At 59.1% G+C, this 16,507-nt stretch carries 15 protein-coding genes and 1 tRNA gene; 13 read left to right on the forward strand and 3 right to left on the reverse strand.

The genetic code is table 11. From position 1 onward, the window contains the following. The first annotated feature begins 259 nt into the window (after positions 1–259). A complete protein-coding gene (locus GSQ94_RS01570; protein ID WP_158941548.1) occupies positions 260–580 on the forward strand; it encodes an AlpA family transcriptional regulator in 321 nt (106 codons plus the stop codon). A gap of 133 nt (positions 581–713) precedes the next feature. Continuing rightward, positions 714–1,958 carry a site-specific integrase gene (locus tag GSQ94_RS01575; protein WP_158941549.1) on the forward strand — a complete coding sequence of 415 codons (1,245 nt, stop codon included), beginning with the start codon at positions 714–716 and terminating at the stop codon, positions 1,956–1,958. Positions 1,959–2,110: 152 nt separating this feature from the next. On the opposite strand, the gene GSQ94_RS01580 is transcribed toward GSQ94_RS01575, so the two are convergent. Further along, positions 2,111–2,186: transfer RNA gene (locus tag GSQ94_RS01580), tRNA-Ala, on the reverse strand. 210 nt (positions 2,187–2,396) lie between these two features. On the opposite strand from GSQ94_RS01580, the gene GSQ94_RS01585 reads away from it, so the two are divergent. Genes GSQ94_RS01585 through GSQ94_RS01595 form a run of 3 tightly spaced genes read left to right on the forward strand, consistent with a single transcriptional unit; the run spans position 2,397 to position 4,154 of the window. Continuing rightward, complete coding sequence (locus GSQ94_RS01585; RefSeq protein ID WP_158941550.1) at positions 2,397–3,098, forward strand: sigma-70 family RNA polymerase sigma factor; 702 nt, start codon at positions 2,397–2,399, stop codon at positions 3,096–3,098. Beyond that, positions 3,095–3,769: a zf-HC2 domain-containing protein gene (locus GSQ94_RS01590; protein WP_158941551.1), complete on the forward strand. Its 675-nt coding sequence runs from the start codon at positions 3,095–3,097 to the stop codon at positions 3,767–3,769. Before GSQ94_RS01585 ends, GSQ94_RS01590 begins: the two co-directional genes overlap by 4 nt. Before the next feature lie 28 nt (positions 3,770–3,797). Continuing rightward, entirely contained in the window at positions 3,798–4,154 is a 357-nt protein-coding gene (locus GSQ94_RS01595; protein WP_158941552.1) for a nuclear transport factor 2 family protein, read from the forward strand. Here the strand turns inward: GSQ94_RS01595 and GSQ94_RS01600 are convergent. Then, on the reverse strand, positions 4,151–4,699 hold the full coding sequence (locus GSQ94_RS01600; RefSeq protein ID WP_158941553.1) for an AAA family ATPase: 549 nt from the start codon (positions 4,697–4,699) through the stop codon (positions 4,151–4,153). The two genes, GSQ94_RS01595 and GSQ94_RS01600, sit on opposite strands and share 4 nt — an antisense overlap. A 198-nt stretch (positions 4,700–4,897) precedes the next feature. Between GSQ94_RS01600 and GSQ94_RS01605 the strand changes: the two genes are divergently transcribed. From GSQ94_RS01605 to GSQ94_RS01620, 4 genes are all read left to right on the forward strand, one after another. Further along, on the forward strand, positions 4,898–6,706 hold the full coding sequence (locus GSQ94_RS01605) for a tetratricopeptide repeat protein (RefSeq protein ID WP_254063531.1): 1,809 nt from the start codon (positions 4,898–4,900) through the stop codon (positions 6,704–6,706). 140 nt (positions 6,707–6,846) lie between these two features. Next, positions 6,847–7,677 carry a ribonuclease III gene (rnc, locus tag GSQ94_RS01610; RefSeq protein ID WP_158941554.1) on the forward strand — a complete coding sequence of 277 codons (831 nt, stop codon included), beginning with the start codon at positions 6,847–6,849 and terminating at the stop codon, positions 7,675–7,677. After that, positions 7,674–8,531 (forward strand): signal peptidase I, encoded by an 858-nt coding sequence (lepB, locus tag GSQ94_RS01615; RefSeq protein WP_158941555.1) that lies wholly within the window; start codon positions 7,674–7,676, stop codon positions 8,529–8,531. Before rnc ends, lepB (GSQ94_RS01615) begins: the two co-directional genes overlap by 4 nt. 296 nt (positions 8,532–8,827) lie before the next feature. Further along, a complete protein-coding gene (locus GSQ94_RS01620; protein ID WP_158941556.1) occupies positions 8,828–9,916 on the forward strand; it encodes a hypothetical protein in 1,089 nt (362 codons plus the stop codon). A 3-nt stretch (positions 9,917–9,919) separates the two neighbouring features. Here the strand turns inward: GSQ94_RS01620 and GSQ94_RS01625 are convergent, their stop codons facing one another. Further along, positions 9,920–10,057, reverse strand: a complete 138-nt coding sequence (locus tag GSQ94_RS01625) for a hypothetical protein (RefSeq protein WP_158941557.1) — start codon at positions 10,055–10,057, stop codon at positions 9,920–9,922. A 172-nt stretch (positions 10,058–10,229) separates the two neighbouring features. Between GSQ94_RS01625 and GSQ94_RS01630 the strand changes: the two genes are divergently transcribed. The 4 genes from GSQ94_RS01630 (at position 10,230) to GSQ94_RS01645 (ending at position 16,426) form a co-directional block, all read left to right on the forward strand. Next, positions 10,230–13,133 (forward strand): S53 family peptidase, encoded by a 2,904-nt coding sequence (locus GSQ94_RS01630; RefSeq protein ID WP_158941558.1) that lies wholly within the window; start codon positions 10,230–10,232, stop codon positions 13,131–13,133. A gap of 30 nt (positions 13,134–13,163) precedes the next feature. Beyond that, complete coding sequence (locus tag GSQ94_RS01635; RefSeq protein WP_158941559.1) at positions 13,164–13,586, forward strand: energy transducer TonB; 423 nt, start codon at positions 13,164–13,166, stop codon at positions 13,584–13,586. Between the two features lie 304 nt (positions 13,587–13,890). Further along, positions 13,891–14,691, forward strand: a complete 801-nt coding sequence (gene lepB / locus GSQ94_RS01640) for a signal peptidase I (RefSeq protein WP_158941560.1) — start codon at positions 13,891–13,893, stop codon at positions 14,689–14,691. A 43-nt stretch (positions 14,692–14,734) separates the two neighbouring features. Next, entirely contained in the window at positions 14,735–16,426 is a 1,692-nt protein-coding gene (locus GSQ94_RS01645) for an AsmA family protein (RefSeq protein ID WP_158941561.1), read from the forward strand. Positions 16,427–16,507 lie beyond the last annotated feature (81 nt).

A 16,507-nucleotide genomic window follows, 5' to 3' on the forward strand; every position in this document is an offset into this window, starting at 1 on the left:
TTGGTACTCCACTTGGCTTTCGTCGATCCCACAGGCCCAAGCATCGGCTGTGGAAAACCTGCGCTTAAATCCATTGTTGGTAACAAATCGCAAATGTCAATTAGGCTCCGCGCGGTGACCGGACTCCTCCAGATAACCGTCCGCAGATTCAGCTTCGCTGGAGCCATAGACAAAAACTGTGGCGAAATCGGAAAAAAGTGTTGGACTGAAACTCGCTCCGGCTTCACGCTCAACTCTGAATCGTTCGCGTGAGGTGCTTATGAATAGCTCGTCCGAAACCGTTCTTACCGCCAATCATTCTGCAGCGGGTGTAAGGAATGAGTCCATCGAAACGCAGATTGGCCGTGGCCTACGCAAGCCGCCGCGGAGCGTCGCGGAATTCGAACCTCTGCTCACAGCCGATGAGGTAGCCAAGCGCCTCAACGTCAGCACGGATTGGGTGTGGGATCATTCCTCTCGTCGCAAGCCGCTTCTGCCTGTCATACGGATGGGAGACGGCACGTTGCGCTATCGGCCCAGCGGGATTGAGGCGTTCGTGGATGAACAGGAACGCAGATCGGCATTGCGTCACAGAGCATAGCTACACGCTTCCACAAGCACTCCCCGCAGCGATCCCCAAGTTGTCAGGGGTAGTTAATCTTGTCGAATATCCGCGTAAACAAAGGATAAAATGGGCCTAGCCCGTTATTCCGCCCACAGAAATTGAGGAATACATGGGAACCTCGTATCAGAAGGGGTGGGTCAGGCTACGCGGAAAGAAGTGGTACGGATACTTCCGACGCATGGAGATCGATCCATCTACTAGTGAACCCAAACCGGCTGTCGCTCAAGTGATCCTCGGATTCAAGAGTGAGATGTCGAAATCGCAGGCCAGGGAAAAGCTGGAGGGCGAGATCGCCAAGCTGGGTAAACAGCCACTCAACGGTGACAAGTCCATGGTCAATGGAGCTGTTACCTTCGGATGGTTCGTACTGCACCGCTACTTGCCGCTGAAAGAGGCGGACTGGCGCGATGAAACTGCCAAAGTAAAGAAGCACCTCATCCAGGCTGATCTCGTTGACGAGTTCGGGGATGTGAGGCTGGAAAACTTCGACAAGTTCACGCTTCAGACTCACCTCAACAAGCTAGCCAAGACGCGGTCGAGAGACAGAGTCTTGCAGATTCGGGCATACATCAAGGCGATCTTCGCTGAGGCGGTCGATCAGGATTTTCTTCCGAAAGATCCTGCGCGCACGCTAAAGACTCCCGCGAACCTGCGGGAGACGGACAAGACGGTGCTGAGTTGGGAACAACTCGCAGCGGCCTTGGCCAGGCTCGGCCTGCGTGACCGGATTCTGCTCAAGCTCGATATGACGAATGCGCTTCGACCGAGCGAGCTGTTCGCGTTCCGGTGGAAGTGCCATCGCGTGGAAGCGGTCTCGCTCACCATTGTGGAGACCATCTACAAGGGGAAGATTCGGTCCTACGGAAAGACAAAAGGAAGTCTGACCGAGGTGCCGATTGCGAAGGACCTCTCCGACGATCTCACTGCCTGGCGGCAGACCAGTCAGGAGCAGTACGACAGCAAAAAGAAGAAGCATGGGCCGCCGCCATCGGATGAGGAAGCGTTTCTATTTCCGAACCGGGACGGCTCCTTCATGGACCCGAGCAACTATCGCAAGCGGGTCCTGCACAAGCTGGCAACGGAGCTCGGTCTGCCGAAGCTCACGTTCCAGGTCATTCGGCGCACGATCGCGACGCTGGCCCAGAGGAAGGGGACAGTGAAGGACGTGCAAGGGATGATGCGGCACTCGCGCGTGGCGACGACCACTGACGTCTACATGCAGGAGTTGCCGGAGGGTGTGCGCGCTACCGTGGATTCCATTCACCTGGAGTTGCAGGGCACGATGAAGAAGCTGGCAGCGAAGGGCAAACAGCGGGCACCAGTCGTCGCTGCAAATGCGGCGATGGTGAATTGAGAGCAAGATTCAGAGGGAAAGTCAGCCGAAGCGTGGCGCTTCAGAGAGGAGAAGGAGACGACTGACATGGCTTGGCTGCACGGCAGCTTGAAATTTGCTGCCAATTTGCTGCCAAACGTTTGGAGGGGGTTCCGCTAAGTTGTTGAGATATTTGGTGGACCTGATCGGGATCGAACCGATGACCTCTTCCATGCCATGGAAGCGCGCTCCCAGCTGCGCCACAGGCCCACTCTCAGGAAGGACTCTACCTATTCTGGCTGAGAGCTCGATATTAGTCAACGTCGGCGGGAACTTATCACCCCTCCTGTGGTGTCTAAAGCTAATAGAGTGAGCGAGCACTCTGCCTCCGGAGGCGCAGTTTCTAACACCCTTGAGGGAGTCGCGCCCCCTAGAGTTGCGTAGCGATTCATCAAGTCGTAATGTATGAGGACACCCGATATGCAGGCGGGCACGATAGTGGGCAATCTAGCCAGCGCGATAGGCATCACCACCGAAGACGTTGCTCTCGTCGCTGACCTCAAGGCCGGCTCCGAAGAGGCGTTCTCTGTACTCATCGCGCAGTATCACCAGCCTCTCTACTCTCTCATCGCCCGCAGCCTCAACGACCCCGCCGATGCCGCCGACATCACGCAGGAGGTCTTCATCAAGGTCTTCCGCAGCATTCGCGGCTTCCATGGCGAATCCACCCTGCGCACCTGGCTCTACCGCATTGCCCTCCACGAGGCCTCTAACCAGAGGCGTTGGTGGTCACGCCACAAAAAGCAGGAGATCACCATCGACTCCTCCTTTGAGTCCGATCCCGACGCCGAGAACGCCCAACTCAGCCTCGCGGCTACGCTCGCCGACCGCTCCGGTTCTCCCTTCGATCATGCTGCTCAGTCCGAGATCCGCGAGCGCGTCGAAGCCGCACTCCGACAGGTTCCCGAAGTATTCCGTACCGTCGTCGTCCTGCGCGAGATCGAAGGCTTTGCCTATGAAGAGATCGCCGAAATCCTAGATGTGAACCTCGGCACCGTGAAGTCGAGACTCACCCGAGGACGCTCTGCCCTGCGCGCCATTCTGAGTGCGGACGGCGTCCTTGCGGAAAACTCTGCGTCCTCCTCTACCTCTCAGACATCAAAATTGGCGGTGGCCCTATGAACTGTCTGAAGTGCAGATCCTCTTTCTCCGCGTACCTTGATGGCGACGTCAGCGGCCAGCAGATGCAGAAGATCGCTCTGCACATGGAGACCTGCACCGACTGCAAGCAAGAGTTCGCTGCATGGCGCGCCACCCAGCAGGTGCTCTCTTCCATCGGCACCGCAAAAGCTCCGGCCGACCTTGGCCTCCGCCTCCGCCTCGCCATCTCGCACGAGCACTCCAAACGTAAATCCAGCTGGCTCGACACCATCAGCCTCAAGTGGGATAACGCAGTTCGTCCGCTTCTGCTGCAGGTATCGGCAGGGTTTGCCGGCGCTGTGGTGCTCGTCGGAGGAATCGCACTCTTGCTGGGACTCGTCGCCGCACCCGAGCCTGTCCTTGCAAACGATGAGCCTCTCGGCGCGATGACCTCTCCCCACTTTCTGTACTCCTCGGTCAACCCTCACGCCATCGTCACGGATCGCGACAGCGTCATCGTCGTTGAGGCCTCGGTGAACTCCGAAGGCAAGGTCTATGACTACCGCATCGTCTCCGGGCCGGAGAGCCCGGCGGTCGAGAGCCAAGTGGTAGATCAGCTTTTGACCAGCGTCTTTGAGCCGGCCAGCGTCTTCGGCGCCCCAGTGCGCGGCAGAGTCGTGCTGACATTCTCAGGAATCTCGGTCAACGGCTAAGCGCCGGCCGGATCTCCTCACGAAGCCAATGCAGACTGTCAACGATCTCCTGATCGCCGCCTACAAACACTTCAACGCCCGTGACATCGACTCTGTCCTGAAGCTCATGCATCGCAACGTCGACTGGCCCAACGGGATGGAACACTGTCGTGCGCGCGGTCACGCAGAGGTCCGCGACTACTGGACTCGTCAATGGGGTATTCTCGATCCTCACGTCGAACCCATCGACTTCACCGCCGAGCCCGACGGACGTACCACCGTTCATGTCCACCAGGTAGTTCGCGAGCTCAACGGCAAAGTCCTCGTCGATCAGATGGTGCAACACGTCTACCTCGTAGAGGACGGCCTCATTCGCAACATGGAGATCCGCAACAGCGAGTCCTAAGCCTGGTCACAACTCCCGTGTATTGAGTCGTCAAGGTAACGGACGATTCGCCGAACGCTCTCTGTCAGAGTGATAGCTCCGGTATCTAGGATCTCGTATCCGCCCTGGAGTGCTTCTTCATGCAGAAACCGGCTCCATCCCATCATGCTCTCGTTTGCTAACTCTGGCTGTTGCCGATCATTCGTGATCCTGTCGATACGTGTTTCGTCGTCGCACTCCACCAGGATCACGCGAGCGTCGGAGATATTGCACTTAGCAAGCCCTTGCTGAACGAATGCGATTCGCATCTGACCCTCGAACAGGACACGGCCACCGCCTTTAACGATGGGAGCTATCCGCTCAAACCAACGCAAGGTCATGGCGCGTTGCCACGCTCCACCCGGTTGGTGGCCAGGTCCGAATTGTTCCATGACCTCTGCCGATGGAATGCCGATGCTGTCAAAATGAAAGATCGTAAACTCAGGATGCTTCGCTTTGATAACGGAAGCGATGGTTGTCTTCCCTCCGCCGGATGCTCCAGTCAGCACGACAAATGATCCATCCATAACCAAAGATGCTCCAGTCTTTTCCGCATGATATACGCTGTTCATCACCCGGAACCGCAATGCAATCAGCCCCTAGAGCAGCTTTTGTGGCTGGTATTAAGCGCCGCCGAATCAAACGGTCAGCTAACGAGACTTCGAGCAGGTTGCCACCCCTCCCCCCGCTCCCATAAACTTCACGGGAGCGTCGAATCTATTATCGTGTCCCTTCCAGCAAAATCGTCTGTTCATCGTCAGCCAGTGTTCTCTCTCCTGTGCCTCGCGTCCTCTCTTCTCCTCAGCCCACTTGCCGTCATGGCGCAGTCCAGTTCGTCGAGCAGTAGCAGCTCCGACGCGGCACACGACGCGACCGTCACGAAAGAAGCGCCCGCCAAGTCCGCGCCTCGCATCGCCCAACCTGAAGCTGGCGGATCTGCCATCACCCTCGAAACCAGTGAGCCTCTCTTTGATCTGGCCGTCGCGTTGAACGTCTGTGGCTACGACACAGACCTGTCCAACTCCGCCCCGGTGCGCCGTCAGATCCGGGATGAGATCAACACGGAGGTTGCCGCCTCTGAGCCCGCTCGCACCAGCCGGGACGCTCTCTGCGGCTACGTCCGCGAGCACACCCTCAACGATGCCAGCCTCAATCTCGCGCAGTACATCTCGCTGGCTCTCTACCTCTCGCCGCCGCCCAGCCTCACCCCTACCGTCGATGAAACCGAGCTCCCCCCGGACTCCACCCAGGTCGTCAACATCCTCCCTCTGCTCCGAACGTTCGCCGACGATGTCCATCTCCACGCTATCTGGGTCGAACATCGGCCGGACTATGAAGACCTCCTCAAGCGCGTCCACGATCCCCTCACGCGACTCATTCTCAACACCAACATCTATCTCCATCTGCCGGTCAGCAGCTACGACGGTCGTCGCTTCCTCGTCCTGCTGGAGCCGATGCTCGCTCCCTCCACCACCAACGCCCGCATCTACTCCAACGACTACATCGTCGCCACCTCGCCCGCAGCCGAGCCTCTCGGCGCAGTCCACATGGACGACATTCGCCACATCTATCTCCACTACGAGATCGAGCCGCTGGTCTACTCCCGCGCCTCGGCCATGGAGCGCCTCCAGCCTCTGCTCAAAGGCGTTCAGGATGCGCCTCTCGAATACACCTACAAGACCGAGATCGTGCCCCTCATCACCGAGTGCATGATCAAGGCCGTCGAAGCCAGAACCATGGATGTAGGTCTCGCGAAGCCCGTCAAGCCTACTGCCGTGAAGGAGCGTGTCGAGATCGAGCAGTACAACGCTGCCATAACCTCCTACGATCATGAGGCCGAAGCCATCCGCCGCAAGGCAGTCGATCTCTCCATGCGTCAGGGCTGGGTACTCACCGAATACTTCTACAACCAGTTCGGTCAGATGGAGCATGAGTCCGTCAGCCTCAAGGAGTACATGGGCGAGATGGTCTACGGCATGGATGTCGAGCGCGAACGTCATCACGCCCAGCAGATCGCCTTTCTTCCCGCAGGCAGCCGCGATGTTCTGCGTCGCGCCCCGCAGCAGCTCACCGGCCTGCAACTCGCCGAGGAGAAAATCTTCAAAGGCGATCTCGCCGGAGCCTCAGACATCGCCAACAAGGTTCTCGCCGATCCTAAAGGCGATCACGCCCAGGCCCACTACGTCCTCGCCCGCGTCAACCTCATGCAGCGCCAGCCGGGAGAGGCCTTCGCCGACTTCCAGGAGGTTCTCGACTCCTCAAAGGATCCCCGCACCCTCGCCTGGTCGCACATCTACCTCGGCCGCCTCTACGACGTAAAGGACGATCGTAAGAAAGCCGTAGCCGAGTACCAGGCCGCGCTCACCGTCCGCGACGCCCAGCCCGACACCAAAGCCGCCGCAGAAAATGGAATCAAACAGCCCTTCGTCGCTCCAAAGGTCGCGCACCAGGCACAGGACGACGATGACGACGCTCCGCTCGACCCCAGCGGCAAAGCTGAAAAGGAAGCCTACCGCCCCCCGCCCCCACACTAGCTGCGGCGGGTGAGGCAGGCTGCCAGAGCTAAATCCACCAGAGCCGTTCGATACCAAGTGGATTCATCTCGCGCAAACGAACCAAAACAGCTCCAGCGCTCAGCCGCCTCTGTCCGGTAAAGTAGAGCCGAGGGGAGTCCATGACGACGCGTTACAGGAAGACCGGACGATCACACTCGAACGACGCCCCCCCGGCCCTGTTCGATCACGTCTTCCAGCGTCCCAACCTCCTCACCTGGGCTCTCACCCACCGCTCGCTCGCCTACGAAACCAACCCCGAAACCCTCCCCGACCCCACCGCAGACAACGAGCAGCTCGAGTTCGTCGGCGATGCCGTCCTTGGCCTCGCCGTCGCCGAATCCCTCTTCCGCCGCTTCCCCTCCTCGCGCGAAGGGGAACTCACGCGCCTCCGTGCCTCCCTCGTCAGCCGCCGCCACCTCGGCGAAGTCGGTGCCCGCATCGATCTCGGCTCGCTCCTCCGCCTCGGCCGCGGCGAAGAGCAGAGTGGCGGCCGCAAAAAGCCCGCCCTCCTGGCCAACGCCCTCGAAGCCGTCATCGCCGCTCTCTATCTCGACGGTGGCCTCCCTGCCGCTCGCGCCTTCATCGAAAAGCACATCATCGAACCCGCGCTTCCTGACCTCCATCTCGCCCTCGGTGGCAGCAAGACCTTCAGCGGAGCCATCGGCGATCATAAATCCGCCCTGCAGGAGCACCTTCAGGCCACAGGCGCCGGCCAGCCTCACTACGTCCTCACTGACCAGAGCGGCCCCGATCATCAGAAGCGCTTCCGCGTCGAAGTTCGCATCGACGACAAATCCGGCGGCTCCCGCGCCCTCGCCGAATCCGAAGGCTCCACCAAGAAGCAGGCCCAGCAAGCTGCCGCCCGCCTCGCCTTCGAGCGCCTTTTAGAAGAAGGCCGCCTAGTTGCTGAATCCGCCGCGCTCGACGTAACCCCGGAGGTGGTTGAATGACCCAACCCGCCGCCGTCAGCAACCCCGACATCCAAACCGCGACCTCCGAAGCTCAACAATCCCGCCCCCGAGCCTTGAACCCCGTCCCAACACAGCGCAGTCAACACCCCCATCACGACCATCCCAGCGTATTCACCGCTCTCCAGTCCCTTCTCTACCTCATCGTCATCGCCATCTTCATCATCACCTTCTGCGTCCAACCCTTCCGCATTCCGTCAGAATCCATGGAATCCACCCTCCTGGTAGGCGACTTCCTCCTCGTCGACAAGCAGGCCGCAGCCCCCGACGGCGCAGGCACCCTCCTCCCCGCTGCCGCCGTACACCGCGGCGACGTCATCGTCTTCCACGACCCCGTCGACGCCTCCCTCCACCTCGTCAAGCGCGTCATCGGCCTCCCCGGAGACCACCTCCGTCTCCGCGAAGGCCGTGTCTACATCAGCGGTCGTGCCCTCACCGAGCCCTACGCCGTCTACCGCGCCAGCCCGCCCGACAACTTCCGCGACAACTTCCCCCGCCTCCAGTCCGCCGACCCCGAGATAGACTCCCACTGGTGGATCCGCATGCGCTCCCTCATCGAAAACAACGAGCTCATCATCCCCACCGGCAACTACTTCGTCCTCGGCGACAATCGCAACGACAGCGAAGACAGCCGCTATTGGGGCTTCGTTCCCCGCGAAGCCATCGTCGGCAAACCCCTCGTCATCTACTTCTCCCTCCAGCCCCACGAAGCCGACCAGGGCGGCAGCTTCACCCAATCCGCCGAAGCCGCCAACCCCAGCCGCCCGCGCAACGGCAAGCTCGACTCCCTCGTCGACTTCGCCCGCTGGGGCCGAACCTTCCAAATCGTCCGCTAGCTCGTATCCAAATCGAACTGGCATTTCGAGCGCATCGAGCCATCATATTAAGCGTCATCCTGCCCAATTGGTCGCTGGCGAAAACTGTTGCGGAGCCCTATAAGTGTTGATATAATTGGACATAAGCTCAAGACGGTGACCCTCCCTGACCCTGCAAGGGGTCATGATCCCGTGTGGGAAGCTCACCCTAAGAAATAAAGTGAGCTGGGGGGATAACACCTCCTCGCGACGGGCAGTTCTGCCTCCGCTGGGGAGAGAATCACCGATCTCACAGCTTTCCAGGAGCAATACACATCATGCACAAGCAGTCTAGTTTGAAGCACTGGCGGACCTCCGCCATCGTCGTTCTTGCGGCCCTCGCGGTAATCGCCTCGGCCTCGCAAGCATTCGGCCAGGGACAACCAAACGAGTCTGACCACTACACCGTTGAAACATTTGAGGGCAACAAGCCCCTTTTCGCGTCATTTGGTCTCAGCGAAGCCAGGGATTCGAATGGCAACCTGCTCGATGTCTGGGTAGGGCAGGACGACCCCCAGCCAGTGTGGATGTCGTACAACCACGGTACTCCCTTCCAGGTCAGTACGACCACGACCAAGGCCGGTGTGGCGGTGGCTCCCTGGGGAACGGACAGTTTCATCGTCCTGCAGACTGGCACGGACAGTAAAATCTACTACACCTTCGTCAGTGATCCTAGCCACACCTCGGGCACATGGTTCCCCATTCCGGGCCAGACTACTCAACCCGGGTTGGCCGTATCCGCAGCGCAGATCGGCACGGGTTCGCAGTATGTCTTCGTGACCTACCGGGGGTCGGGAAACGACCAGCGCATATATGGTACCTATATAAACCCTCAGGGCAATTGGTCATCCCCCACAAACTTCGCCGGTGGGTTATCGACGACGGGACCCGCTGTTTGTCTGAACAATGCGGCGGATAGCCTTTGGGCCGTGGCCTACGGCACGGACGATCAGCTTTGGGTAACCCATCAAACGCTCGGATCCTCTTCCTGGAATAATTGGGCGGGCACAGGCCGATATACCGGCCACCTCTCCGGCAATACCTCCTTCCCGGGGCCCACTTGCGCTGCGCTTAGCAATGGCAATGTGGTGGTGGATTACTCGGCCCCCCTCTCGTCCAACAACCCCGTCTTCATCACCTATTACGCCACATACAACAATGGCGGCGGGTTGGTTTACGGATGGAACGAGGACACCACCAAGTTTCAAACCCTTGAGACCGTCAATCTGGTCTCGTCAGGCGACACCGTGTGGGCGCTCCTCTGGGATCAAGGTTGCGAGAATAATTCGGAAAATCCCAACTGTGCTATCCAATATGGTGAAGAAGGCGATGGTCTTATGTTGTGGAAACAGGTAACCCAGCAGTAGCCTTCAGGAAAGTTCGTCTTCTGGCGGCAGCGCAGCAGTAGCGGAGGGGCGCGACCAACTCGCCCCTCCACCGAATGCCCATATCTCGACATCTGAGATGTGGGCATTCGCGCGAAGCGTGAAGTAGGAGACATCAGACATTCCGAATGCTGAGGATACCAGCTGCCAGCGCGCCGGCAAGCTCGACTCCCTCGTCGACTTCGCCCGTTGGGGCCGAACCTTCCAAATTGTCCGGTGACTCCCCAGCCACTCTGTGCTAAGGTCTCTTCCAGTCCCAAAATCACCTAGGTCCTGGAAAGATTGATCACCCTGTATGAAGCGGATTAGCCGAGTCGTTCCGCCGTTCTTTTTGACGGTCCTGTTGTTTTGTTCCTTCTCTGCCTTTGCCCAAGCCCCCGCCCACCCCCCAGCTCCAAGACTCACCAGGGCCATCGCGGCCACCGGCAGGGCCGCGCTCATAGGTTCTCGCACCCCGCAGGTTAGCCGCGGAAAAGATCTCGGCGCAGTGTCCCCCCAGATGTCCATCTCCGGCATCACGCTTGTCTTCAAGCGCTCCGCTGAGCAGGAAAACGCCCTGCAGGAGCTTCTCACCGCGCAGCAAAATCCTTCTTCCCCGCTTTATCACCGCTGGCTCACGCCCGACACCTTCGCCGCCCGCTTCGGCATGGCAGACGAGGACCTCGCCACGACGGAAACCTGGCTGCAATCACAGGGTTTCCACATCGACAGCACCTCCCGCAGCCGCGACCGCATCACCTTCTCTGGCACCGCCGCCGAAGTACAAGCAGCCTTCGGCACCGAACTGCACAACTATCAGGTAGACAGCGAACAACACTTTGCCCCCGCCGCCGACCTCACGCTTCCCACAGAGTTAGCCTCAGTCACAGCAGCCGTCCTCCACCTCTCAAACTTCCGTCCCAAACCAAACGTCAAACTACTCACCCGCCCCCAACCCGACTACACCACGCTTTCAACTCAAACCCACTATCTCGGCCCGCAAGATATCGCGACCATGTACGACCTTATCCCTCTTTATCAGAGTGGGTTTACGGGTTCTTCCCAGAGCGTTGCTATCGTCGGTCAGTCTTATGTGGACACCAATTTTTATTCTCAGGTGATGCTCTTCAGAGGAAATGTCTCGTCAGGCTCTACAGGCAACATTAGCCTTGTTCTGGTTCCTGGCTCTGGCGTCGAGGCCATCTCGCAGGGCGATCAGGGAGAATCAGAGATCGACCTCGAATACTCCTCCGGCATCGCCACGAGTGCGAACATCTTTCTCGTCTATGTAGGTGCTAACCAGAACTACGACGTCTTCGATGCTTTGGCATTCGCCATCGACCAGAACATCGCACCCGTGGTCAGCATCAGTTACGGAGTCTGTGAGGCGCTTCTTAGTCCAACAGACCTCGATCAAGGAAATGCAACGTTTCAGCAGGCTGCAGCGCAAGGTCAAACTCTTGTCGCTGCAGCAGGCGACAGCGGCTCTACATCGTGTGGGCCCTTCACCGATGGCGGTATCACGCTAGCTCAACAGCAGGCACTCGCAGTCTCATATCCTGCGTCCAGCCCCTACGTCACCGCAGTCGGCGGCACTCAGATGGCAGCGGGGACCTTTGCCCCAGGATCCAGCCAGTACTGGTCAAGCGCCACAGGCGAGAACTTGATTGGCTCTCTACTCTCCTATGTTCCAGAGGTAGTTTGGAACGAAGATTCGCCGTCGTTCGGTATTGCCGCAGGTGGCGGTGGTATCAGCACCCACTTCTCTCGTCCCACATGGCAAAGTAATGTTCCCGGTATACCCTCAGGAGCGTTCCGCTTACTCCCCGATATCGCTCTTCAGTCTTCTGTTAAGGCTCCAGGTTTTCTTTTATGTTCCAGTGACCCGTCCCTGACAGACTCAAACGGGCAAACGGCAAGTTGCTCCAACGGACTTGGAGGCAGTAACACTAACTTTCCCACCGCTGGCGGCACCAGCTTCGCTACTCCTATCTTCGCTGGTCTCATAGCCATCCTTAATCAGGCGCGCCAAGAGACCGGACAAGGAAATATCAATCCAACGCTCTACGGTCTCGCATCGAACCCCGCATCCTACGCTTCAGTCTTTCACGATATTGTCTCTGGTACGAATGCCTGCGTCTCGGGTGACGCTACATGCGCCGCACCAGGGGAATCCAACTACACGGCAACGCCGGGATACGACGAAGCCACAGGATTAGGCAGCGTTGACTTCGGCCAGCTGGCGAACGCGTTACCCCCGAGCGCAACGACGAAGCTCATGCCGACCACTATCTCGATCAATTCCGCAGGCACTGATACTCCCGGAGACATTACCGTTCAGATCGTCGTAGCGTCGACATACTCTCCCGTCGCCGCTTTCCTTCCCACCGGTGGCGTCTCGGTATCCCTCGATGGCGCGGTAGTGGCACCGTCCCTTCCGTTCCCGTCGACAAATCCATCAAACTTCAGCTCAACCGTTACTTATTCCTTCCCCCAGCCAGCCGCGACCGGCTCTCACGTGATGATCGTTGCCTATCCCGGCGACGCAACGCACTCACCTTCAGTCGCAACGTACAGCTTTTTGGTAGGTACAGTGACGGCTACGGGCAGCTTCACTGTTGCAGCCGGCAATCTCACCGTTGCCAACGGTAGCACCGGGACCACTCAAATCTCGGCCGCACCCGCCGGCGGTTACAGTGGCAGAGTCTCTTGGTCACTCGCGGCAACAACTACGAATGGCACTGCCAAGGTGTGCTATTCCATTGCCCCACTAACAACCAGCAACCTCAATGCGAAGGACTTGCAGGACATTTTTGTGGAGACACTCGCCATCGGCGTAGGCACCGCCTGCAGCTCCGCACCTCCCGCAGCCCGCCCGAGCCTGCGCCCGCTCACGTTACGCGCTGCCGCGAAGCAGGAGCCCACATCCAAAGCCCCAAGAGTCGCGTTCTACGCCGGACTGCTCCTGTGCAGCTCACTCGCAGGGTGGAGACGTAAAGCTCGCCTGCTGATTCTTCTACCCCTCGCACTCTTGATGCTGGCCAGCTTCGGTCTCGCAGGCTGCGGAGGGTCAAGCAACAGCGGCTCCGGCAGCACCACACCACCAACCGCAACACCACCGCCAGCTACGATATCGACCTACACTCTCACCCTTACCGGCACCGACTCCGTAAATACCTCGATCACAGCTTCAACAACCTTCACCCTTACGGTGAATTAGGCTGTCACTCCAGGCGGCCAGGAGACTCATTTGAAGTTCGCCTTTGCTATTTTGTTCGCTGCTGCTCTGTTTTGTGCGTCTTCCCCTGCTCAGTCCTCCGAGCAGAAAGCCCCGGTTGAATCTGAAAATGCGCCTGCTTCTACAGACGCAAGACCTCCCACGATCAACGACAAGATAGCAAAAGACCATCTCCTTAAGCGCGTCGATGCCCCGTACCCCCCGCTTGCCACAGCGGCGCATGTCTCAGGCACGATTGTCCTTGGCGTTGAAATCGACCCAGCCGGTGCTGTAACAAAAGTAGTCGTTCTTAGCGGCCCCGAGATGTTGCGCAGCGCAGCGGTCAACGCCGTCAAGCAGTACATCTACAATCCGTTTCTCATCAATGGAACGGCTTCGAAGGTGCGCACGGCTGTTCAAGTAAAGTTCGAGCCGTTTCATTCAAAGAGCAGCTAGTTCGTTACAAAAGCTTGGCGCAAAATAAATCTGAAGTTCGTGGCGTATTTTTCAGACCCCAAAAAGTGACGGCTAAAACACCACGTTCCCCACGCATTCCACCACGCTGACACCACCCAAAAACCGCCTCTACGCGCTCACTTTTTTCAAAAAACCCCTGCAAAACGCTAAAATCCTCTCCCATCACCACAGTCAAAAAAAACGAAACAAATCTGCTTCAGCCACCTTTCGAAAACCTCCCCGCCCGCCCCCTCCCATCAGCGATACACTGATACCTGCATCTGAGGACCACTGGAGAAGAGTCTTGCCCGATATCGCCACAACCGAAGCCACCACCCCAGACGTCGTCGAGCAGGAGCAGGCCGAGACTCCGCTCGAGTCCCTCGCCTCCATCTGCACCGTCCTCGCCATCGGTCTCTTCGTGATGACCTTCATCTTCCAGAACTTCGAGATCCCCTCCGCCTCCATGGTGCAGACACTGCTCATCGGCGATCACGTCCTGGTCGACCGCATCGCCCTCGCTCCGCCCGCAAAGTGGGCGCCGTTCACCTACTATCGCGACGTCCGCCGCGGCGACATCATCGTCTTCTTCAAGCCCGGCGAGCCTGATCTCTTCCTCGTCAAGCGCACCATCGGCATCCCCGGAGACCGCATCCACCTCCGCAACGGCATCGTCTACCTCAACGGCGTCGCACAAAACGAGCCGCAAGCCGGCATGCCCTCCTCAGACGGCGATCCCCAGCACGCCTTCGATCCATACCGCGACGACTTCCCCTCCGTTCCACCGGACAACTACGGAAATGTCACCGCCAGTTGGGCCTACGAGCTTCCCAGCCACATCGTCGATGGCGACCTCGTCGTCCCCCCAGGCAAGGTCTTCGCCATGGGCGACAACCGCACCGAGAGCCTCGATGGTCGCTACTGGGGCTTCGTCCCACGCGAGAACATCGTAGGCCGCCCCCTCTTCGTCTACTGGTCTTTCCAGACGCCTGCCGATCAGATCAACAAGCAAAGCATAGGCGAGCGCATCGGCTTCATGGGCCACATTCTCCTTCACATCTTCGACGAGACACGTTGGAAGCGCACGTTCCATCTCATCAAATAAGAGGTAATCCCGGCGCGGTACCCACCGCGCCGGACCATTGTTCATGCAGGAACCCAATCCCACCTACGAGCCCCACGTCTATTCCAGCGAAGCCGCGGAAGCAGATGTTGCTCCCACTCTAAGCAGACATACGCTGCGCCGCCTTCTTTACTTGGCCTTCGCAGTCCTTGCGATCATGCTGCTTATCCTGTTGCCGCCTTACATCAGTGTCAATCGCTATAAGCGCCGCATCGCCACCAGCATCGGCGATAGCCTCGGGCGCCCTGTCCACCTCGACAGTGTCTCTCTCAACCTTCTTCCGCTCCCCGGCTTCACGCTCGAAAACTTCGTCGTAGAAGAAGATCCGGCCTTCGGTTCCGAGCCTGTGATTCGTGCCAACTCGGTCCGCGCTACCCTCCGTCTCAGCTCCCTCTGGAGCCGACGCGTCGAGTTCTCCACCATCAGCTTCACCGAGCCCAGTGTGAACCTTGTCCATACCGCAGCAGGGAAGTGGAATCTTGAGAGCATTCTTCTCCACGCCGCCCACATCGACGCAGCTCCCACAATTCAGAAGAAGGCCGGGCCGGCTCCGCGCTTTCCCTACATCGAGGCCACCGGCGCTCGCGTGAATCTCAAATTTGATCGCGAAAAATCCCCAATCTCTCTAACCGATGCCGACTTCGCCCTTTGGCTGCCAGATCCGCAGCAGTGGCATCTACGACTCTCTGCTCACCCAACCCGAACCGATACCGACGTCTCAGACACCGGCATTCTCGAACTCGAAGGAACTCTCGGCCGCGCCGCCTCTCTTGGTCAGGTTCCCATCAGTCTGCGCGGCGAGTGGCGCAACGTTCCTCTCGGTTCGGCCAGCCGCTTTCTCCTCGGCCGCGACGCGGGTCTCCGCGGCGAGATGGTTCTTACTGCCAACGCCCAGGGCACCGTCAGTGACAGCAAAATACAAACCCGCCTGCGCCTCACTGACGCGCGCCGTGCCGACTTCGTTCCTGCTCAGCCCATGAACATCGACCTCCAGTGCCTTGGGACCGCAACCGGAGACTTCCGCGCCGTTGAGGACCTTCGCTGTAGTTGGCCGGTATCCGATGCTCCTCCGCTGGTCGCTCTCACCGGCACTCTTCCGGACCTTCGAGCCCCAAAGTCTGCAAGTCTACAGATCGGAACACCTGGTCTTCCTGCTGGAACCCTCCTCGACTGGCTGCGCGTCGCCAGCGCCCGTGTCCCCGCCGACATCTCTACGGCCGGCACCCTCACTGGAAATCTTTCCTACGCTCCCAGTGCCTCTGGTGGTTTGCCGTGGCAGGGTGCCCTTGTTATAGCCAATGCCAGCCTCGTCAACCCCCACGCCGGACCCACGTCTTTGGTCACTGGCGAGGTTTCCCTTCATTCCACCTCTGCGGTTGCTCCCAACACTCACCGCAAGGTGACGGCTCGAGCCAGTGAGGGCTTTCAATTGGCTCCGACGTCTCTCGCTTTAGGGGGCAAAGATCCTGCAATCCTGGAAGGCAGCTTCGACGCCTCCGGCTGTACCTTCCACCTCTCTGGAATGGCCTCTACGGCTCGCCTGATGGCACTGGCAACAGCGCTCCCCCAACTAGGCGACGGCCTCGCTGAGGTGCTACCCACCAATCGCGCCTCCGGCCCCTACCGTATCGACCTGACTTCTACGCGCCCCTGGGGCCAGCCTCAAATCTGGACCGATACCTCGGCTCATCTTTCAATCGCACATACGCATCGCTAACAGGCACAATAGACCAGCTTGAAGCACACTCCGCACTTGAAGCACCTGCGCCAATCTGACGGAAAGTACTCCTGAGCAGAA

Origin of the sequence: Granulicella sp. S190 (assembly GCF_009766095.1) — a bacterium.
In the GTDB taxonomy this organism is placed as follows: domain Bacteria; phylum Acidobacteriota; class Terriglobia; order Terriglobales; family Acidobacteriaceae; genus Edaphobacter.